Raw genomic sequence first — 20,747 nt, 5'->3', positions numbered from 1 at the left:
GGGCCGAACTTGAACGCCAGTTCCGACAGCGGTGCTGCGAAGGCGGCCAGGATCAGCGTGGCCACGCAGCCGGCAAAGAACGAGCCGATACCGGCCGTGGCCAGCGCCACGCCGGCACGGCCGCGCCGTGCCATCTGGTAGCCGTCGATGGTGGTCACCACGGACGACGATTCACCGGGCAGGTTCACCAGGATGGCGGTGGTGGAACCACCGTACTGGGCGCCGTAGTAGATACCGGCCAGCATGATCAGCGCGGCCACCGGGGGCAGCGTGTAGGTCACGGGCAGCAGCATCGCGATGGTGGCCAGCGGGCCCAGGCCCGGCAGCACGCCGATCAGCGTACCGAGCACGCAGCCAAGGAACGCGTAGAAGATGTTCTGGAAGGACAAGGCGGTCGAAAAGCCCAGTCCGAGGTTGGCTAACAGTTCCATGATGGCCGTCTCCTTAGCTTGCCAGGAAAGCCGGCCACACCGGCATCTGCAGGTTGATGCCGTAGACGAACGCGCCCATGCTGATCACCACCAGGATGATTGCGTTGAGGACAGCGCCCTTCCAGTTGAATTCATGGCTGGCCATCGAGGAGACCAGCACCAGTACCACCACCGACAGCACCATGCCCAGCGGCTTGAGCAGCAGGCCGAACAGCACTACGGAGCCCAGGATCCACAGCAGGATCTTCAGGTCCCAGCGGGCCAGGTGATCTTCTTCCGCCTTGGACGACAGCGAACCCCACAGTACGAGCGCGCCCAGAATGGCGAGCACGATGCCGAGCCAGAACGGGAAGTATCCCGGTCCCATCTTGGCGGCTGTGCCCATGGAATAGCCACGGGCGACGAAGGAAAAGCTCAAACCAACCAGGATGAACATCAGACCGGAGGCAAAGTCCTTTTGGCTGCGTACGCGAAGCATGACCTTCCCCCCCACCTGCTATCGTGCTTTAGCCGCACTCGGCTTCGTGCTCACTGGTACTGACGGACACACTGGATCAATTCAAAGCTAGATGCCGGAACTTTCAGCTTGCTTTCAGTTGTATTGTCTTGCGGGTATTCACCCAGTAGGGGACCTACGCCAATCCGCAAATTTACGTTTGTCGAGGGGCTACTGGAGGTCTCCATCGCCTAAGGCACGCCATACCGGGCGCTCAAATGCATCACCGGCTTGGGGCACCACGTGAGGCTCGCGATTCGGAATACGACAATCACCTCTCCATTGAGGGCCACGCAACGGCGGGCGCACTTCACCACATCGCCCTATATCGACGACTCGTTGTCGACCTGGTTGTTCGGGTCGCTCCTGACTTGATGATGGCAGCCGCGAGCATTGCAGGTGCGCGCGCGGCGTCCTACCGAATCCCAAGCAGGGTTGAGGTAAACCCCGCCTGTGTTGCGCGCGTCCTTGACGGAGTTCAACGCGGAGTATCCACGGACAATCGTTGCCGGGAGATCGCTTACCGGCCGGCCGGGCGCCGAGGGCCACGCTTGCCATAGCCCGCCAGTTCAATCCTGCATAATTGCCCGGGTAAGTTGGAAGGTATTTGTAGAATCCGGCGCACTAGGGAGGCAGGGTCGTGTGCGGGCAGAGGTCTATGGCAGGCTCCCCCTCAGGTCCCCCCTCAGCAGATGAAATGACTCGTTCCCGCCCAGGTAGTGCATTTCGGGTCAGCGGGCCATTCTCTTTGCGCGTCGGAACTAGGTGACGCGGGTTCCTGGTACAGCGTTTGCGCTACGAAAAGGTGGCAATCTAGCCGCGATCGGAGCGAACATGGCACAGCAACCGCAATCAGGACAGGGCCAGCAGCAAAAGCCCAGTGAACAACAGCCTCAACAAGGTGGCCAGCAAGGGGGACAGCAGGGCGATCAAGGTAGCCGCCAAGGTGGTCAGTCTGGCGACCAGGATCAACGCAGCGGTCAACGTGAACAACAGGGTGGCCAGAGTGGCCAACAGCACGGTGGGCAAGACAGTCAGAAGAGCGGCCAGCAAGGTCAACAGGGCGGGCAAGAGCGCCGATAACCCTTAGCGTCAAAGGCGTCACTATGAGCGCCGCCGCCACTAACAGCGGCGGCGGTTGAGTACTTGACTGCAATGGCGCCCAGCCCCCATTCATGAAATGACCATGGGCCTCAGCAACGCCAATGGCACAACCGAGTACCCCCGCATCAGAATAGAGAAGAGTCCTGATCCGGCCACTCGATCTTCACCCCTTCGAATCGACGTGCGTCTGCTCTGCATCTGTAGCGCATTTTCCAGGCGGCGGAGCCGTGAGCATACGATAGCCATAAGATGTGATTCGCTACTCTCCCTGGCGATGGGCCGCACGAGTTTCGTAGCAGCACACTACGCGCCCTCGGGAACGAACGGGAACCACGCAGTTTGATGTCAGTCTGGTTACCAGCAGTTATCGGAAAGACTGCGCTTGCCAAGGTATTGCCCGACGGTGATTTTTCTGACGTCGTACGAGCGGAGCCTACGGTAAGCCCTCTCATCCATTTGCAGATTACTCACTACATCCGCCCTTCTATTTACCCGTGTGGGAACGACGTCATGGCCTGCTCTAGTGCCCTCCTCCCACCGGGCGCTTTGCGACCGCCCCGTGGGAGGAGCGGCACAGATTGTCACTATCGCTCGGCGTCTTGGCGGATATTGATACGCTGGCGCAAATCGTCGATAAACGGCTTCAGCGCCTTCAGGCACGCTGCCCCAGCTTCGCCTTCCATTTTAGAAATGGACCAATTGCAACCATCCGAATCTTCCGGATGCCAACAAACGTCTCCGAAGCACGTTCCGGTGCACACCGCAATGCGGTCCTGTGCCGCGCGTACCATTGCACGTACCTCGGCCTTGTTTTTGATCGTTCTTTCCATCACCCCTCCTCACGGGAGCACGCCCGACTGAACTTGCACAACGATCTCGTTGATGGTTCTTCAGCAACAAGGCTGACTTATAGCCTTACAGTTCGTCCACCCCCAAAATCTCATCGACAGACGCCCGACCTGCAAGTTCTCCAACCAGATACGCCCACCGACGTGAAAATGGCGACCCGAAGACCTTGAAAGGGACACCGTAGACAGTATCACCGGCACCAATGTCGCCTTTGATCTGGAACCACGTCTCAAACATCCCATCCGCTGTCTTCTGCAAATGGACACGTATTGCAAAGCCTCGATAATCCGTGACGCGTAGCATACTGACACCTCCTCGCCCGATATCCTTCAACCTGCATCGCATTCGAACTCGGAGTCTGAAGTTGTCAATGATCGACTCAACGTTTCGCTCCCATACCAGATGAGGCCCCAACACAACTCAACAACCGCGACCTCCTACCTTGCGGAGATCAACGCCTTCAGCGACAGCATTCCTACATATCAAGATGACTGATTTCGCACGATGCAACTTAAGTATAGTGCCCACAAAGGTCCGTCCGAGTGTCACAATGCTCCTACACGTCAACATGATCCGAGGACAAAATGCAACGAGACAAATCCCTGTTGGACAGAATCCTCTTGACGCTACGAACCGAGAGCCAAGCCTCGATGACCGACCTTCAGCTCGGTAAAACACTCGGCAACATAGATCCGTCCAGACTGACCCATCACCTTCTACTCCTGCAGGATCATGGACTCGTGGAGAAGACCCCAAACATGGCGTGGCGCTTGACGTGGCTCGGTCACGATCGAGCAGACGTCGGCTCAACGCGTTAGTCTGCTCCAAGATGCGAGTGGAAGAGTTCCATTGACTATGACGGGAAAGCCCCGTATAACTAATACAGCAGGATCTTCAAGTAGCCACGCCACCTGGATTGCTCGTCCGCATCTTCTACGGGGCGCCCCTCCTCAATGCAGTCTCCTTGATCTTCTCGCTGCGCCACACTTAGTCGGGCGCAGATTACTGTGAGACAACGACGGAGACTTAGCATCCCCTGACCTCCATGTTTGGAGCGCGATATACGCGTATCCTAAGCGCCAGCGTGGTTGGTCAGAGCCTGCTTGTTTTCCATTCCGCACCGCTCCTTCGGTAGGCCGAACCGCCGACCCTTAGAAGAAATGCCATGAATTTTTGGAGAGAGGCGTGTGCTCGCAATTTACTCTTCCAGCTTCACGTTGCTTGTCCTTTCGCAGATATTTGAGTGGCACCATCGACGACACAAAACACCGAGTAAAACTCTTTATTTGCTTAGCACTTTCACCTACTCCACTTCACTACTAGTGATGGTATGTGCCGCTGCAACGATGGTCATGGCAGACTAAGTCATGCGCTGATTGACGAGTCCCTACTATGCACGAGCGAATGAGTTGGCTGTGCCAAGGATATCGAGGCATGTTCATACATGTCGTGGCATTTCAGGCTTCCAGCGCACCTACTTGCGCAGGAGCGCCGGGACCGAAGTGGAATTATATGATGGCCATCCGCTATACAGCAGACAGGGACGATCGAATTTTCTGTGAATCTTTCGACCACGAGAATGACTACTACACGTGCCCGGCGGCGGAACAGGCAGCGCTCTACTATGGAAAATTCGCTGTCGACGTCATTCATGGAATGGCTTGAGGCCAAAAATATGGCACCAACGGAAACTCTAAAACGCTAGTTGAACGCCTGAACGCCATCACAAATTGCACGTCCAGGAACCTACCATACGTGGAGTAACGATGATGGAAACCCGTCCTGCAGCAAACTGCAAAGGCTTTGATATCTACCCATTGGTCTATAAGTTTGAACAGCCTCGCGAATGGCACAAGCGTCGCCCGGACCGCTCATACAGCGCGTCCGTCGTCATTTGTCGCGAGGGTGATTCACCTAGTGGGCAGACCGCGCGCGTGTTCCACGTCCCAGACGTGCACTGGACGGACTTAGGCGTCGCAAGGCGTGCAGCCGTACAACACGGCGAGCACATCATTGATGGCCAAATCATCGGTGAATCGCTCGTGGCCATCTGAACTAACGCGTAGGAGTTGACGCAACTAAGTTAGAGCCGATCCGAGCCACATCTCACCGCTTGAGAGTCTCCGCCAGAAACCAGCGGGGCTTTTTCTTTTTCTGTTGCAGATAAGTGATGACCGTAGCGGGCACGCGGGTCCGGAACATTGAGTCGACACGCCTGAAAGCGCGTACAGTAGTAGTCAACCCCTTGATGGAGGCTATCGTGGAGAAGCTCCCGAATTCGAACTACAAGGGGTTCGACATTTATCCGTTGGTTTACCGGTTCGATCCACCGCGCAAATGGTGCGAGCGCCGCCGACACCACGATAATACCTTTACCGCCTCGGTACTGATATGCAGGGAAGGCCTGGAACCTACGACCGAGTTCGCGCGCGTCGTTCAATTGAGAACAAAAAACTGGAAGAGCGCTGCTGAGGCGCAGCGGGCGGCGCTCACAGCGGGTCAAGAGATCATCGATGACCTACTCGATCGAGACATCGGCATTGCCTGATAGCAGGAGCTTCGGCCAAGTATATTTGGTCGGCGAAGATCAGATCTCGCATGACGACGTCGAAATCCACGATGCGTCAGTCTCCAAAGGCATCGCGATCGAAGGATGATCGCGAGTATTCGCTGTGGAGGCCGAGCTCAAAACGCCCAGATATCGTCGCGCGCCTTTCCCTCTTCTTAACGACAGTGGACTCGGCGGTCGGAAAGGTCGACATGAAAGACGCCCCATCTGTTCGGGCAATCGTATATCGCACTGCGTAGCCAATCGACAGCCATACTAGTCATCTTCGATCATCAGGTCCACGGCATCGCGACCAGCAATCTCGCCCACCAAATGCGCCCACCGCCGCGAAAACGGGGAACCCACCACCTTCATTCGTTTGCCAAACGACACATCCCCGCGCACCTCTGGTCGTTCGACCTGAAACCACGTGTCAAACATGTCTTTTTCGGTATTCACAAGATCAACACGAATCGCATAACCTCGATACTCAGTCCGTCGATGCATCCTGTTCTCCTCATCTACCCAACGAGTGAAATCACTTACAGCGGCGCCGACACCCATCCCAAACTCGAGAAAACTTCGCTGCGCTCATCCACCCTGACACCTCCCAAATCATGAACGGTCCGCATCAGCAAGTCGCGCGACTTCGCTTCGCAGTTTGCGATCATCAGGATCTGTCCAGGTAGCACCGGAAGCCGGCGCGCAGTCAGTCGGCGACGCTGGACTCGTACGCCAAGCATGCCGCCGATCCACCAGCCCATCATACCGCCCAGCATGATTCCGCCAAGCGTGGCCACCGCGCTTGCGACAGGTCCATGGAATTCTCCATACGCCACCATCACAATGACGACCGCCAGGGCGCCAAATATGAATCCGCCGATGGCGGTCCGCTCTCGGTACGTGGTCTGACCAATTTCAGTTTTTGGCAAGCCTTCAACCGGATAATTGTCGCGTTGGGAAAACCACGGTCCTTCACGAAGGTCGGATTCGTCGAAAAGGTTATCAAGCCGAGATAGCGTCAATCTCGCAGTGGCCACATCATTCAATGTGAAATAAAGAAGAGTACGCATTGGAGTACCTCGCTTGGCACGATCGCCCGCTACTAATCACCCGTAGTTGGTGTAATTGGGGACGTTCAGAATGTGTCACAGGTCCTGTACCGAAAAATCCGAACGGTTCAGTGATACTGCGACAAACAGACACTACATTAATTTCTGCCGCGAGAATTCCCTCGCCCGACGGGCGATCTCATGACACAAAGCTCTGGTACGTTACGGAGGGATGCGTCGATTTGACTGGCCGCCAAGCGCACGCGCATGCAGGGATGTCGTTGCATCTACCAGTTTAGATGTTGGCACTTCCCAATACCAGAATGCTTACAACACCGAGACTTCAATCTAGACCTTTGATTGAAGGAAATCGGCTTGCGCCCCTCTCGTCTTCGATGAAGCGCCCTACCTCGCGCCGAACTGCCCTCCCCCGACTCTGACCCGCTTATGGAGTTCTCGATGAGTAGACTCGGTGACAAGAACTTGTACATTTCATGTCATTGATATCTATTTGACCCTTCCGGTGTCTCCGTTCCGACTGGGCAGTTGCGCATCGGAATCGCGCGAGACGCCGCAGATATCCCTTTTCTGTGGTCGTTGGCGCCGCAGAACTAAAAGGCCCCGTCGTTGTAACGCTGGCGTTGAGGGCGACTCCAGTGACAGTTGCATGCAGTTACTACCCAGGCGATCTCAACGTCGTGGCCACGCTATAACTTGGCGATCGCTCTGACGGTCATCTGGGACGTGCGGTGGCAGCAGCATGTCGTCGAGCATCCCTTTGAGCCCCGGAGTATTCCGCTGCTTACCCATGCGCGCCCGTCTGTTTTCGCGATTGATCATGATGCGTCTCCTTGGATCTGCGTCGACCACTAGCTACTCCAATCGTTATCCCAATCCCAAACGGAAAGCATCACGCTATGGCAGCGGCACCATCGCGCATCCGCTGGCTATCCGGCTTAAGATTTCGTCTTGCCCACTCCCCCACTTCGGACAGATGATGGCCGCGTGGCGAACGGATTGGCCGGTAGTGCCGGCTTGGGAGGTTGTTTGGGTTTCTTGGCTTCCCGGTTACCGCGTAACTGGCCCTTGGCCATGGCGTGCTCCTCGAAAATTGTCTGCCGATTGGCAGTCTCAGCATACGCGCATAAGGCTCACAAAAGGGAAGTTTGTTCGCTGAGACATGCAGCCAGGGCGGCAGAAGGCATCGCATCGGGCCTGTGGAACACCCTCAGCTTTCCGACGCGCCATTCGTCACATCGCCCTGAAATCGCACCACGCAGAATGCGCAATGATTCTGAGAACGAAGATCGAGCTCGCCAACGGGGCATTTTCGCAGGTGCCATGCGGCAAGGATCGCAATACTCGGCAAATCGCCGTTCGACGTCACGAGGCGCCGGCACCGACGCTTCTCGTCATGGGAAATTCCTAACGGCGACGCAGCGAGGAGCATTGCTCCGGATCGTCTTCCACATCCGCAACTTGTTTGCTTTTCGGCTCATCCTGGCCTTGCTGGGCAGTTCTTCTGCCTTCACCGGGCTGCTCGGGCGGGCGATCTTCTTGTGTTTGACGAAACGTCGCTCGGCTTGATGGGAAAGAAAAAGATCTCATAAGTACCCTGTCGATGAATAGATTCATTGTGTGTCTTCTTGATGATAGGCCAAGAAGGTCCGTACCAGATTTTGATGCAGGGTCTCATTGAGCGAGATTTCGTAGTGCTTGAATCCGGACCGTTTAGGACTGGAACTGACACCGGCACACTCCGTTTCCGAGTAGGCTGTTAATAGGAGGGAATGATGATAAAAAATTCGCAACGCGCTCTGAAGAACCTGGAGCGTTACATCTCTGAAATCGCCGAGTTGCTAACCAGCAAAGAGAAGGCTGTGCAGTGCCTCCCGCAAGGTCGTCGCGCCGACATGGAGGCGCTGACTACGGCGAACCTTCGCGTCACGTTAGAAGCTATGGAAATGCGAGCAGCGACGTTGCGCAGTGGTGGCGTGCACGCGGCGGAAACCCGTAAAGCCCTGAAGATAAAGGCTGACAGCTTCCGATACGGGTCGCGTCCGAAAGGTGACGGCCGGCCCTATGGACCGCGGTGAGCGTCCACCCAAGCCTTCGCCCAATCAAGTCCGCCTTGCGCGGCGGCTCGCAACGACGGGAATTCGCCGATCTCTTCGGAATGATAAATGAGTCGGTTGCCATGCTCTATGCCGCCAGACGCCTCGCATTGGCCGTTTGCCTTTGGCCACCCGACTCCTCGCACGGTGTAGCCCCTGTAGTGCTCAGCTTGCATGGAGCCTCCCTCGCCGAATACCGAAAGTAATCCGCCACGTGGTTGGGATTGTGCGCCAACGCAGGTCGTGTGGCGGTTGCTTCTGCGACGACAGGATCTATGCGACACAGCATCCCCTAGGACTTCGAATCAGATACGCGGCGGCATCGGAATCGGAATAAGGCCCCCGCTCCTCGAAAGATAGTTCGCCGCGACCATTAGCCGATCCACTGAGCCGCCGAGCGGTGAAAGCTGGGTTGCTGAGGGCGAGGGTGGCTCAAAGATGTAGGTACGGAGGAACTATTCCCTAACCAACTACGAAGCTAGCCAGCAATGTGAGCAAGGAGGATGGCCTCGTACCCTTCCTGCAGTACCCATCGAATTCCTTCGCGTGCCTTCGAACAAGCGCTTCGTCCAGCGCCGTCAGCGCGACGATGACAAAATCCGAGCCGCGCTTAGAGCGTCTCAATTCAGCCGCCGTAGAGAACCCGTCGCGGTCGGGCATATTAATGTCAAGGATCACGACATCAGGTAGCCAATCGTCGATCAGCCCAATGGCCGCGTCTCCACTGTCCACGCTTTGTGCATCAACACCCTGCGTGCGAAGGTACAACGTGAGGGCTTCGCCTGACTCAATATGATCGTCCACCACCAAGATCCTGATGCTTGGCGTCGTGACAGCAATCCGCCTGTCTGACCATCGTTTGCACACATCAGTGCTGCTCGGCCCTTTCACAGTATGTCACTCCGGTCTCTTTACCTTCCTGACCAACGCCCGTGCTCGTGAACACGCCGCAGCCAAAATTTGCGTCCGTAGACCATGTCGGCTCTACCAATACCCCTTATTCGAACCTTGGGGTATTGAGGAGTCGCATCTATCGTGCCACATTGGTCAGTTTCACTCGCCACACGATAATTTGGCGCACTTTCCTTGCAGCCCGACTTTTAGGTCCTGTGCAGGAGCATGTTCGCGCACCCATCCATGATGGCAGCGGTGCAAGCAACGTCACCAACGTTTGCACGTTCTCGGACTGGCGGGACGAAGCAAAAGGATGCTCGGGGCGATGGACTGAAGCGATACACCGGCGACCGGAGTGTCCGCGCTAGGGCGGCCGCCGCAGTCGCGGCGCGTGTCGCTGCGCTGTCCCATGCACTGTTTGTCTGTTCGCTCGGCACGTGCGATTCGGGACGTTTTATTGCCGCGGAGATAAGGCTATTCAACTGCGTCAGTTCGGCACCTTGGACCTTAATCTTCTGCCTGGAGTCCCGTGTATTCGATGGATTGATCCCAGAATCGCCATCTTAGGCGTCTAAGCCCATCGGCCTGCTACGTTGAATTGGTTGCACTAACGCGTTAGTTGCTCTACCAGGCCCAGTGCTGTCGCGGCGGCTTTGCACTATTGCCGCCCCCCACGGGTCGGAGCTCCCCATCCCAGGGCAATGCATCAGCATCCAACAGATGATCCCCTTCGGCGGCCTTGTCATATAGATGATCCCTTACGACTTGGCCGATTGCAATTCTGCACAGCAATTCTGACGTCTGGTTGATTGCCGACTGCAGATTGCCCTCCACACTTCGTACGGTAAAAGAACGTCTTCCTGCGCCAACAAAGCTTGTGAACTGAATGCCCGCACCGTGTGTGGTATCGCGGTAGCTGACGGACACATGGTAGGCAAGGCCTTTTCCATCGGCGACCAGCGTGCAGAGAAAACTAGAAGGTGAGCTTGCACTGTGCATGACTGAAGAGCCAAGAGTTTATGGGGGCGAATCTCCAACTTTAAGCCACGAAGTCCGGCTTAGTGCTTGAGCTGTCATGATAGGATACCTACCCGCTCCTCCTTGATTAAGCCTGCAGCATGGACACCGCTACCGCGCCTTGACGAAGGTGGACATGCCATCGATCGCAGCCCAGGCGGACGACAAGGCCAGTGCGATTGCAGCATGTGGCTCGCTGGCAAAATGCTGGATCATGGTTGGCAGCCGTCGGCGGGAGCCCATTCCTGTACTCACTTGTGTGATCGTTGCAATGGCTAGAAAGCGCGGCTGGATAACGTCGCCCCTGGGGGTAGAATCTGGTGCGTGACTCACCCTCGCGGACACCCGAAATCCTTTGTAGATCGCATTGTTTTGAGACACGTCGGTCTCCTTTTAATATCAAGAATACGTTGATTTATCTGGACGAGATCGAGTTTTTTCTTGCGACAAGATAGCAATGTCATTGCCGGCCTTTTCCTCTCCATATCCGAGCGCAGCTTCGACGTTGTGAAAGTAGTCGGTGCCGTCGATGAGATCATAGGAATGTACGCTGAAAAGGTTATCTCTGATCGGCTGGCAATCGTGTCGAGAAATCGAGTAGCGCACAACGTAGTTAGTCAATCCAGCTGACTGATCGGGGTCGAAACTTTGCTCAACTTCGATCAACACTTCACATCCGCCTATCGCAATTAGTCTTTGCATAATAGATCTCCACTCGCAGTGCTGACCCTTCTCCTATTTCACGAATAACGCTCACCGGCCTTGGAACGCGATCAACACCACGAGGTTGGCTCAACGACCAAGACGAGACTCACCAAGGTCTTTGATTCGTTCATCGACTGCGGCCTCCTGGCGACATCATGGCCCTTCAATCCGAAATCAAACGTCTACCGAGAATCGTTACAGCATCTTCATCACCATGAGCGCGCTGCTCTATCAGCGTGAAATTCGTAGGTGAAAAAAGAAAATTGGAAGCTAACCTTTCCAGGCCATGAGGAGAAAAGTCTTCCTCATTGAACATCGCCTAATGAAAGATTACTCAATTGGCTACTGGGCGGGCCGCGGGCGCCCCGTGGCATGTTGCATGGATTTTCCAGAAACCCCGTGAGTGACTTCAGAAGTCACCAGTCCTAAGACGTCAACGAGGTGGGGAAGGCCCGGAAACGAGTGGTAGGCACAGCAGAAGCACCAAGCTTTTGAGACGCTACCTATATAAGTATAAGGGCGAGATGCACAGTATCCTACACCCCTTACAAATTCGCTTGGCAACTTCACGATCACTGACCCTCGGGAATCTCTGCCCTATGGGTTGTCCGATTCTGGTGTCACCCTGAATCCCACCAAACTAACACAAGATCAGCAGATGCATCTCCTTCAGTACTCAGCAAGCTGATCCACTGGAAGTCTTTCGATTGTCAACGCGGGCGAACCGCAACAGTGCGCGAGGTTTGCGGCCATGCGTCTCGACTACTCGCACATGGGGCTCGACTCCAGAGTCTGTTCGCACCATCCGATTCCATTTGCATAGCCCCCCCCACGGCCAATGCTTCCCCTTTGCGACGACAGAATCGCGAGGTACGCCCCCCCCAACGTCTTAGCTACCGTTCGCCGGCTCAACTAAGTAAGTAAGGCTCGGTAAGTTGGGCACGTTTGTAGAAACGGCGCACCAACGGAGTCTGACAAGAAGTGCGGCGAGCCATTCAAAGAGAAATTTCCTAGTCTCTTCTCCCCTCAGACGAACGCGCCCCCCCCGGGCCGTGGCGGCGTCTCACAAGCCGTTGCTCCTTAGCCAAAGCACCCGTTCTAGGTCTTGTTCGCCGCTCTGGCATGCCCCTTGCGCTTCAATGAGAGGAGGCAATTCAGCAGAGGAGGCAATTCAGCGGCGGTAGGAGCCGACATGACACGGCAACCCAAATCAGGACGAAGTCAGCACCAATCCCTCAGTCATCGGCAGCCTACGAGCAAGACGTCGGGAAAAGCGCTGCAATCGTGGCTTCTCAATGATCTCAATCACCGCAACCACCAAAGTTGCACGGCGGCTGAGGACCTCATCGCAACGACATCGCAAATCCCATGGAAAATTCCTGGAACAGGAAAAATCCCTTCATGAGCATGTGGTTCAGTAACGCAAGCCGCATCGCCGGTGCGGCGCTGCCGAATGACGTCGGAGACCACGCGTGTGGCTTCCGCAGCGATGACGAAGAGCACAAAGCAGATGATGGCGGCCCGGACCGATGCCTTGACGACGAGGAAACGATTGAAAAGTCGCAAACAGCGCTGATGGTTGCGAACACTGTGTCCAGCCTAACTCCTCAGCATGACGCAATTTCTCCTTTGGAGAACTTCATGGACATGGTACTAGGAGAAGGCGCATGATTCGATTTACCCCCCTCCCTTCGCCTCCCCAAAGGAGACCAGCCTCCTCATACCGACAGCAGTTGGTCCCACTACGCTCGAAGCGGCACTTCTCCTCAACCGGCGCATCCCGAGATCCCCCAAATCAGTGCACACGAAGGCATGGAAATGAACCGACTTAGATACTCAGTACGGCTTTCCTACGACATCAAGGATTCCACTGCCGACTTTATCCTGAACATCGAGGCTGCCCGGACCTCGCGCCAGCGGGTGGTTGACGAGCAGTTGACCTTGCAGCCGTCAGTCCCCATTGCCCGATATACGGAAGAAACGCTGCACAACCGCTTTCTGCGAATACGCGCGCAGGAGGGCAGTCTCTCCTTGTGCTATGAAGCCGTTGTCGAAATCAATCATCGTCTGGACGACGAAGCGCTCCTGTTAGAGATGCCGCTCCCCGATATCCCCTCGGAAGTCTTGCCCTACCTCGCTCCAAGCCGATACTGCGAATCGGACCGACTGATGGAGTTCGCGATGCGGGAGTTCGGCAACATGAGGCCGGGATATTTTCGTGTGTTCGCGATCCGTGAGTGGGTTCGCAACCATGTACGCTTTTTATCTCGGTCGACGAATGAACGCACGTCCGCAGTCGACACTGTCGTGGAGCGGACGGGCGTGTGTCGTGACTTCGCTCACCTCATGATCGCCATCTGTCGCGCATTGAGCATACCAGCCCGCATGTCCAGTAGCTTAGATTACGGCGCCGATCCCGCTCTCGGGCAGCCGGATTTTCATGCTGTGGTCGAGGTGTACCTGTCCGGTAACTGGTACCTGTTTGACCCTTCAGGTGTCTCCATTCCGACCGGGCTGTTGCGCATAGGCACGGGACGGGACGCAGCAGATATCCCCTTTGCCGCGATCTTCGGTAAGGTGGATTCAAAAAAGCCCTTTATCGAAATTCTGGCGTTGACCGATACAGTCGCCGGAATTGATATGCCGCTGGCCACGGCAAGAGCGATTTCAACTTGGTAGAACAGACCGGCTGCGGTTGTCGATCGCTGCTGCCCCGTATCGAACGCAGCTGAACACATCGGCGTGTGAACCCAGAAAAACGGACCGATGACGCCGGCGATCGATTCCGCGTAATGCAAGGCGAACTTTATGACGCACTGCTCTAACATCTAACAAGAAACATACGCGCGACGCGCGTCACGTTCTTGTGTTTCGTCATCCAGGCTCCGTTGCGACCACCTAGCCTGCAGTACTGCTACCAAACTAGGTGGAACAATGAGAATTGCTCAGATATCGCCACTTGCCGAGCGCTGCCCCCCACGTCTTTACGGCGGCACGGAGCGCATTGTCTCTTACCTCACAGAGGAACTTGTTCGACAAGGGCATGAGGTGACGTTGTTCGCTAGCGGCGACTCCACCACTCGCGCCAAACTCATTTCTTGCTGTGACGTCGCGCTTCGCCTGGGCACGAAAATGCGCGACCCCCTGCCTTACTACATGATGATGCTCGACGACATCCGGGCGCGTGCCAGCGAATTCGACGTACTGCATTTTCACATCGACATGCTGCATTACCCTTTGCTAAAAAATCTTCCATCGCGAGCGGTAACCACTTTGCATGGTCGTCTGGATCTTGCGGATCTCCAACCGTTCTATTCACGCTTTCCACACTTCCCATTAGTATCCGTATCCACCGCTCAGCGTCGTCCCATGCCATCTGTGAATTGGGCAGGCACAGTATTGCATGGACTACCCAAGGATCTGCTGCCCTACCATGCTAAGCCAAAAGGAGGCTACCTTGCATTCCTTGGCCGGATTTCGCCGGAGAAGCGGCCAGACTACGCAATCGACATTGCGTCACGTTCCGGATTGCCACTAAAAATTGCAGCGAAGGTCGACGACGTCGACCGCGCTTATTGGGAAGAGACAATCCGCCCATTGCTGGCAGCCTATCCGCTTGCCGAATACATCGGTGAGATCAGCGAGCACGAAAAGGCAGAGTTTCTCGGCAATGCACGTGCACTACTGTTCCCCATCGCGTGGCCTGAGCCCTTTGGGTTAGTGATGATCGAAGCCATGGCATGCGGCACTCCAGTGATCGCGTTCGCGTGTGGCTCAGTCTGCGAAGTGATCGAACCAGGTGTTAGTGGCTTTATCGTGCAGAACGTTGCAGAAGCTGTGGTCGCAGTGAAACACCTTTCAACGCTGTCGCGGCCCGGAGTGCGCGCAGCCTTTGAAGCCCGATTCACAGCGGAGCGCATGGCCCATGATTACGTCAGCATTTACGAAAGCCTAGCTGAGCCGGACGTCAAGGACGCGCCAAGGGGCGAATCCAATGAGCCTGCAATCGCCTAAGCTGCGGAGACCTAAGATGCAATCGGACCCGGCAAAGAAGACCAACGACGCATCGCTGGTCCGAGGCGCCAATCAAGTTGCGCAATTCTATATTCCTACCGCCGCATCGTTGCAAGAGCGGCGTCCCCGCACCCTCAAACATGCCGACACCTTTGGGTTGTTTGACCACAATGGCGATGCAATGGGCGCCTTGGGTGGCCCTGAAGGCTTGTACCATTTTGACACTCGACATCTCTCCTTTCTCCGTTTGACGATAGACGGGGCGCAGCCGATGCTGTTGTCCTCGACGTTGAGCGACGACAACGCCGCGCTGAACTGCGACTTGACCAATCCCGACCTTTTCGATGAGGAAGGACATCTACGGCTCGAGCGCGATCTTATTCATCTGCGCCGGACTCGCTTCCTATGGAACTGCACCTGCTTCGAGCGCTTGATTGTGCGTAGCTTCGATGATGTAGCGCGAACCGTCCGGTTAGAGATTGCATTTGCCGCCGATTTTGTCGATCTGTTCGAAGTCAGGGGAGCAGTGCGCGCCCGACGTGGCACACTGCACGCGCCAACGCAAACCACAGACTCTGTCACATTGAGCTATACGGGGCTGGACGGTACGCTGCGTTCGACACAACTGAGATTCAACCCGCCTCCTGATAGTCTGAGCGGCAATAGTGCCAGTTTTTCACTGAAGCTTGGTCCGTTCTCTTCGCGCAGACTGTGCATGGAGTTCCGCTGTCATTCCTTGCCCGATGTCCCGTACCAATCTACGACCTTCTTTGGCAGCTTAAGACGTTCGCGACGTGAGTTGCAGCATTCGTCTCGTCGGGCGGCATCAGTTACCACCTCGAACGAACTCTTTAACGAGGTGACAAGGCGCAGCGTATCGGACATCAACATGCTGCTCACAAACACACCATACGGGCCCTACCCATATGCCGGAATTCCATGGTTCAGCACTGTTTTCGGGCGCGATGCGCTCATAACTGCGCTGCAAACGCTATGGATGGACCCAGAGATTGCGCGCGGTGTCCTCCAATACCTTGCATCGAGGCAGGCAAAATCGGTTGATGCATTGTCGGACGCTGAGCCTGGAAAGATACTTCACGAAACTCGGCACGGCGAAATGGCCGCGCTCGGAGAGGTCCCTTTCGGACTCTACTATGGCAGCGTGGATGCCACGCCATTGTTTGTGATGCTTGCCGGAGCATATCTGCAGCGTACAGGTGATATCGAGACTATCCGTAATCTGTGGGCTAACATCTTGGCCGCCTTGAACTGGATCAGTGACTACGGCGATAGTGACGGTGACCTGTTTGTCGAGTACGGCCGACGGTCTCCAGGCGGACTTATAAATCAGGGGTGGAAAGACAGCCGCGACTCCATCTTTCATGCAAGTGGACAACTCGCGCCCGGTCCGATTGCGTTGGTGGAGGTGCAGGCTTACGCCTATGGCGCCTGGCAGGCCGCGGCATCAATCTGCGCAGCTCTGGGCGACTCTAAAGGGGCCGTGTCATACGCGTCAAAAGCCGAAAAGTTGCGCGACGCTTTCGACGCGCAGTTCTACGATTCCGCGCTGGGAACCTATGTGCTGGCTTTGGACGGCGACAAGCAGCCGTGCCGAGTGCGCACGTCCAACGCCGGCCATGCGCTCTTTACGGGTATTGCTCGACGGGAGCGGGTACGCTCGGTAGTGGCAGCCTTGATGGATAGTAGTGCATTCTGCGGGTGGGGCATCCGGACGGTATCGTCCGAAGCAGTGCGCTTCAATCCGATGAGCTACCACAACGGCTCCGTGTGGCCACATGACAATGCATTGATCGCCGCGGGCATGGCTCGCTACGGACACTGTGTGGAAGCCGGCCGAATATTCGAAGGCTTATTCGCGGCCTCCAACTACATCGATCAGCGTCGCTTGCCTGAGTTGTTCTGCGGCTTCCCGAGACTGAGAAGTCAGGGCCCGACGTTCTATCCGGTAGCCTGCTCTCCACAGGCGTGGGCGGCGACATCACCGCTGCTGCTATTGCAGGCATGCCTTGGACTAGAGTTCGCGCCGCAAGAGCCCGCAATTGTCTTCGACGCGCCTTCGCTGCCACCATTTCTTGATGAAGTCATCCTTCGCAACCTAGCTGTAGCAGGGGCCAGTGCCGATGTAGCAGTACGCCGCTCCCGCGACCGTGTGGTGGTCGAAGTCCTGGTCCGCAAGGGTCCCATCCGAATATTCACCCGGAGTTAGTCAACACCATCGGCAACACACCCGAGAACGTCGTCGCCATCGTGACAAGTATCGGCAAGCGGAGCCGTGTCAATGTGTAAGCGATGACCAGATTGTCTTCGGTGTCAGGCCCAACAATGCCGGTACTGATGATAGCCAGGTTAGCTGCGCGACTATGTCCTGCGAGGACGCCAAACCGTCCGCCCTATTCCGAACCCGAACTCAGCGTCTTACACCCGTGGCTGACTTGAACGCCGGTCTGCGACCGGCACAGTTAATGCTGTGCAAACTCAAATCGTTCGTGTTCCTGGCTTCCTACTCGCATCCAGTCTGAGGTAGTCGGCCATATCCAGCGATGCGAGGAACTCGTCACGAGCCAAGCCGCCGCCCTCAGTATTCCGTATGAATTCGATCGGCCTGGACATGACTCACTCTCGGTCGCCATGTCTGCCGGTCCTACGACCCGACTATCGAACACTCAGGAGTTGTGAGAGTAGGCTCCCACCTCGTTCGCAATGTCTGAATTTACGCTGTACCCTTTATTCATTCTCTAAGGAATCACAATGGCCTCGAACCGACCCGACTGGCCCGCCATCAGGGTTGCGGCTCAGGAGGCCTCCACCCTTCGTCAACTTTCATCCCTGATCACTTCTGTTGTCGTGATCTGTGGGCTTTACTTGGGGCGAGAGGTACTGATACCGGTCACACTCGCTGTTCTGTTGAGTTTCCTTGTCGCGCCACTCGTAGACCAGCTACGACGACTGCGGTTAGGAAAGCTCCCCTCGGTTCTCATCTCTGCGGTCCTGTCCTTGGCCGTGATGGGAGGCATTGGGACCCTCATCGGTGCGCAGGTCGCTCAACTTGGCGAAGGTTTGCCGCGCTATCAAGCCGCGATCGAGGCAAAGATTCAGCGCGTGCAGGGCGCTACGCTGGAGCGCGCGGAGGGTCTGCTCGGGAGTGCGTCAAACCTGTTCAGACGCGCGACTCCGGCACCAAAACATGCACCAACGGCAGGTTCACCGTCGCAAAAGCAACAAGAGAATTCACCGGTACCCGTGTTGATACAGGAGCCACCCCCCACTCCGTTTGCGCTCGCGCAGCGCTTTCTTTCACCAGTAATCAGCCCACTCGAAACTACGGGCATCGTGCTGGTTGTTGCGATATTTATTCTCTTGCAGCGAGAGGATCTACGCGATCGCCTGATCAGACTGTTTGGGTCGGGTGATCTACATCGCGCCACGATCGCGATGGACGAAGCGGCTCACCGCCTGAGCCGCTATTTTCTGGCACAGCTCGGCGTTAACGTTGGCGTCGGAATCGTCATCTCGATCGGCCTTGCAATCATCGGTGTCCCGGGCGCGGTACTATTTGGCGTTTTGACTGCGCTTCTCCGCTTCGTCCCCTATATCGGCACCTGGATCGGAGCACTTCTCGCGCTTACGCTAGCCGCCGCGGGACCCGACTGGTCAATGCTGATATGGACGATCGCACTCTTTGCCGCGGTGGATCTGATCACAGCGCAAGTTATTGAGCCTTTGCTGTACGGCAATAGTACGGGCTTGTCACCGGTCGCGGTGATTGTTGCCGCGATATTCTGGAGTTGGATCTGGGGCCCGGTTGGCCTCGTTCTTTCCACCCCCCTTACGCTGTGTCTTGTCATCTTAGGACGACATGTCGAGAAGCTCGGGTTTCTCGAAGTGCTACTCGGCGATCGACCGCCGCTATCCCCTGCGGCCAACTTCTACCAACGAATATTGGCGGACGATCCGGAAGGAGGACTAGAACAGGCGGAAACGCTGCTGAAAGACATGCTGCTGGTGGAGTATTACGATAGTGTGATGCTAAGAGGATTGCAGCTCGCACAGCACGACATAACGCGAGGGGTGATCCCACCAGAGCAACTCCTGCGGATCAAAGAAGCCCTGCTAGATATCATCGATGGATTGGAGGATATCGATGAGCCGGTAAAAATCGAGAAACTAGTGGCGACCGGGCATGACGCCCCCCCCCCTGCGATCGCGCCTCGGGTCCGCTACCATGTCTATCGCGCAAACCAGCAACGCGGTTGTTTGCATAGCTGGTCGTGGCGGCCTGGATGAACTTCTGGCGACGGCTACCGCTCAACTCCTGGCGCGGGAGAGCATCCAGGCGGATCTCGCTGACTATTCGCAGTTTTCCCGCAGAAGACTTCCAGAAGTGGACCTCTCTGGCGCAACGACAATCTGCGTTGTTTCGCTGGACGCCGGACAATCGAGTACGCACCTACGCATTCTCCTCCGACGCATAAACGAGCGCGCTCCAAAGGCCAAGATAATTCTCGGTTTTATGCCCGACACGCCCCCGGATACCCAGGAACATAGTGGAACCGTGGCCCTTGCGGTTTCGTCATTTAGCGATCTGATAGCACTTGCTCGACCGGTCAGTACAACCTGCACAGCTAATCAGGCCAATGCACAATCTGGCGACGGGGCGCACGGCGCCGGCGCTACTGTGGAGTCAGACGGATTGTCACCAGGATCGATATGAGCACGAGATTTTATGTGCCATTACTTCGTCGCGCATCCTTCGCATCTTCGCGTCATCAGGTAAAAATGCGCAGCCGCCCCCCACATGTACGCGCGAACCCTACACGCTTGGCGAGGCACAACGCCATGCCGGCCGCTGTCCTTGTGCCATGAACCGGCACGCTTGTTGCGGATGATGGATTGCACCCTAACTCCAAGGAGACAGCAATGCAAAGCAACGACGACATGAGTTCTTCAAGCCAAGGCGCCGCCATTGTCGGCAGCGGAATCGGCGACGGGCCGGGGCCGGAGGTGATGGCCGCCTCGAGCCTCGATGGCACCAAGGTCTACTCATCTGACGACGAGCACGTAGGCGAGATCAAGGAGATCATGATCGACGTCCAGAGTGGGCGCGTCGCCTATGCAGTGTTGACGACCGGCGGCTTCCTTGGCATCGGCGACACACTTCACGCCATTCCGTGGGGCGCGCTGGTCATGGATACGGACGTGGAGTGCTTCCGCATTGGTGTGACCGCACAGCGCATCAAAGACGCGCCGGGCTTCAACAAAGACAACTGGCCCCTTATGGCAGACCCGCAATGGGCCACGGCGGTCCATCAGTACTACGATCGCGATCCGTATTGGACCAACCTGCGCAGCGCGCTTTGAGAGTTTGTTGACATCCCTGTGGGCGGCGGACGTAAATTGCACAGAACTGGCGGACGAAATTTGCACGCTCGGGCAAGGTGGCAGCTCCGAAAGAGCCTTTGGAGCCGCCTATGTACGGGAGGGAACAACGCGTGTTGCTACGTC

22 protein-coding genes are annotated in these 20,747 nt (G+C 56.4%); 10 read left to right on the top strand and 12 right to left on the bottom strand.

All coding sequences use genetic code 11. The features are described from left to right. Nucleotides 1-431: tripartite tricarboxylate transporter permease (locus tag CYJ10_RS11955; RefSeq protein WP_180862920.1), on the bottom strand; the 431-nt coding region annotated here is incomplete at its 3' end. Nucleotides 432-444: 13 nt separating this feature from the next. Further along, a complete protein-coding gene (locus CYJ10_RS11950) occupies nucleotides 445-909 on the bottom strand; it encodes a tripartite tricarboxylate transporter TctB family protein (RefSeq protein ID WP_101681713.1) in 465 nt (154 codons plus the stop codon). Nucleotides 910-1,807: 898 nt separating this feature from the next. Here CYJ10_RS11950 and CYJ10_RS33730 point away from each other — a divergent pair. Then, entirely contained in the window at nucleotides 1,808-2,017 is a 210-nt protein-coding gene (locus CYJ10_RS33730; protein WP_146002028.1) for a hypothetical protein, read from the top strand. A 598-nt stretch (nucleotides 2,018-2,615) separates the two neighbouring features. Here CYJ10_RS33730 and CYJ10_RS11940 read toward each other — a convergent pair. Together CYJ10_RS11940 and CYJ10_RS11935 are read right to left on the bottom strand one after the other, a co-directional pair. Next, on the bottom strand, nucleotides 2,616-2,861 hold the full coding sequence (locus tag CYJ10_RS11940; protein ID WP_101681711.1) for a hypothetical protein: 246 nt from the start codon (nucleotides 2,859-2,861) through the stop codon (nucleotides 2,616-2,618). A gap of 85 nt (nucleotides 2,862-2,946) precedes the next feature. Next, nucleotides 2,947-3,183, bottom strand: coding sequence for a hypothetical protein (locus tag CYJ10_RS11935; protein WP_101681710.1), 237 nt, complete (start codon nucleotides 3,181-3,183; stop codon nucleotides 2,947-2,949). Nucleotides 3,184-4,649: 1,466 nt separating this feature from the next. Between CYJ10_RS11935 and CYJ10_RS11920 the strand changes: the two genes are divergently transcribed. Next, nucleotides 4,650-4,934, top strand: coding sequence for a hypothetical protein (locus CYJ10_RS11920; protein WP_101681851.1), 285 nt, complete (start codon nucleotides 4,650-4,652; stop codon nucleotides 4,932-4,934). Between the two features lie 206 nt (nucleotides 4,935-5,140). After that, nucleotides 5,141-5,428 carry a hypothetical protein gene (locus tag CYJ10_RS11915; RefSeq protein ID WP_257993263.1) on the top strand — a complete coding sequence of 96 codons (288 nt, stop codon included), beginning with the start codon at nucleotides 5,141-5,143 and terminating at the stop codon, nucleotides 5,426-5,428. 276 nt (nucleotides 5,429-5,704) lie between these two features. On the opposite strand, the gene CYJ10_RS11910 is transcribed toward CYJ10_RS11915, so the two are convergent. The 4 genes from CYJ10_RS11910 to CYJ10_RS33725 form a co-directional block, all read right to left on the bottom strand. Beyond that, entirely contained in the window at nucleotides 5,705-5,935 is a 231-nt protein-coding gene (locus CYJ10_RS11910) for a hypothetical protein (RefSeq protein WP_101681707.1), read from the bottom strand. 35 nt (nucleotides 5,936-5,970) lie between these two features. After that, the gene (locus tag CYJ10_RS11905; protein ID WP_101681706.1) at nucleotides 5,971-6,501 is read right to left on the bottom strand and encodes a hypothetical protein; all 531 of its coding nucleotides are present in this window, start codon (nucleotides 6,499-6,501) and stop codon (nucleotides 5,971-5,973) included. Nucleotides 6,502-7,170: 669 nt separating this feature from the next. Beyond that, entirely contained in the window at nucleotides 7,171-7,320 is a 150-nt protein-coding gene (locus CYJ10_RS34105; protein ID WP_180862908.1) for a hypothetical protein, read from the bottom strand. Between the two features lie 585 nt (nucleotides 7,321-7,905). Continuing rightward, entirely contained in the window at nucleotides 7,906-8,115 is a 210-nt protein-coding gene (locus tag CYJ10_RS33725; protein ID WP_146002027.1) for a hypothetical protein, read from the bottom strand. Between the two features lie 155 nt (nucleotides 8,116-8,270). On the opposite strand from CYJ10_RS33725, the gene CYJ10_RS11900 reads away from it, so the two are divergent. After that, nucleotides 8,271-8,576, top strand: coding sequence for a hypothetical protein (locus tag CYJ10_RS11900; RefSeq protein WP_146002026.1), 306 nt, complete (start codon nucleotides 8,271-8,273; stop codon nucleotides 8,574-8,576). A gap of 480 nt (nucleotides 8,577-9,056) precedes the next feature. Here the strand turns inward: CYJ10_RS11900 and CYJ10_RS11895 are convergent, their stop codons facing one another. From CYJ10_RS11895 to CYJ10_RS34100, 4 genes are all read right to left on the bottom strand, one after another. Continuing rightward, nucleotides 9,057-9,398, bottom strand: coding sequence for a response regulator (locus CYJ10_RS11895; protein WP_257993262.1), 342 nt, complete (start codon nucleotides 9,396-9,398; stop codon nucleotides 9,057-9,059). Nucleotides 9,399-10,112: 714 nt separating this feature from the next. Beyond that, the gene (locus CYJ10_RS34670; RefSeq protein ID WP_101681704.1) at nucleotides 10,113-10,487 is read right to left on the bottom strand and encodes a hypothetical protein; all 375 of its coding nucleotides are present in this window, start codon (nucleotides 10,485-10,487) and stop codon (nucleotides 10,113-10,115) included. A gap of 129 nt (nucleotides 10,488-10,616) precedes the next feature. After that, entirely contained in the window at nucleotides 10,617-10,886 is a 270-nt protein-coding gene (locus CYJ10_RS11885) for a GTP cyclohydrolase (protein ID WP_101681703.1), read from the bottom strand. An 18-nt stretch (nucleotides 10,887-10,904) separates the two neighbouring features. Further along, entirely contained in the window at nucleotides 10,905-11,207 is a 303-nt protein-coding gene (locus CYJ10_RS34100) for a hypothetical protein (RefSeq protein ID WP_101681702.1), read from the bottom strand. Nucleotides 11,208-12,578: 1,371 nt separating this feature from the next. On the opposite strand from CYJ10_RS34100, the gene CYJ10_RS11875 reads away from it, so the two are divergent. The 6 genes from CYJ10_RS11875 to CYJ10_RS11850 all read left to right on the top strand — a co-directional run bounded on the left by CYJ10_RS11875 (nucleotide 12,579) and on the right by CYJ10_RS11850 (nucleotide 20,603). Next, on the top strand, nucleotides 12,579-12,881 hold the full coding sequence (locus CYJ10_RS11875; protein WP_146002025.1) for a hypothetical protein: 303 nt from the start codon (nucleotides 12,579-12,581) through the stop codon (nucleotides 12,879-12,881). Nucleotides 12,882-13,028: 147 nt separating this feature from the next. Continuing rightward, nucleotides 13,029-13,889 (top strand): transglutaminase-like domain-containing protein, encoded by an 861-nt coding sequence (locus CYJ10_RS11870; protein WP_101681700.1) that lies wholly within the window; start codon nucleotides 13,029-13,031, stop codon nucleotides 13,887-13,889. A 255-nt stretch (nucleotides 13,890-14,144) separates the two neighbouring features. Then, nucleotides 14,145-15,224: a glycosyltransferase family 4 protein gene (locus CYJ10_RS11865; RefSeq protein ID WP_101681699.1), complete on the top strand. Its 1,080-nt coding sequence runs from the start codon at nucleotides 14,145-14,147 to the stop codon at nucleotides 15,222-15,224. A 16-nt stretch (nucleotides 15,225-15,240) separates the two neighbouring features. After that, complete coding sequence (locus tag CYJ10_RS11860; RefSeq protein WP_101681698.1) at nucleotides 15,241-17,451, top strand: amylo-alpha-1,6-glucosidase; 2,211 nt, start codon at nucleotides 15,241-15,243, stop codon at nucleotides 17,449-17,451. Nucleotides 17,452-17,993: 542 nt separating this feature from the next. Then, nucleotides 17,994-19,529, top strand: a complete 1,536-nt coding sequence (locus CYJ10_RS11855; RefSeq protein WP_101681697.1) for an AI-2E family transporter — start codon at nucleotides 17,994-17,996, stop codon at nucleotides 19,527-19,529. Between the two features lie 633 nt (nucleotides 19,530-20,162). Beyond that, nucleotides 20,163-20,603 (top strand): PRC-barrel domain-containing protein, encoded by a 441-nt coding sequence (locus tag CYJ10_RS11850; protein WP_180862907.1) that lies wholly within the window; start codon nucleotides 20,163-20,165, stop codon nucleotides 20,601-20,603. The last annotated feature ends 144 nt before the right edge of the window (nucleotides 20,604-20,747 follow it).

The organism is Cupriavidus pauculus, from assembly GCF_002858765.1.
In the GTDB taxonomy this organism is placed as follows: domain Bacteria; phylum Pseudomonadota; class Gammaproteobacteria; order Burkholderiales; family Burkholderiaceae; genus Cupriavidus; species Cupriavidus pauculus_B.
This window is presented reverse-complemented; position numbering and strand designations above follow the sequence as displayed.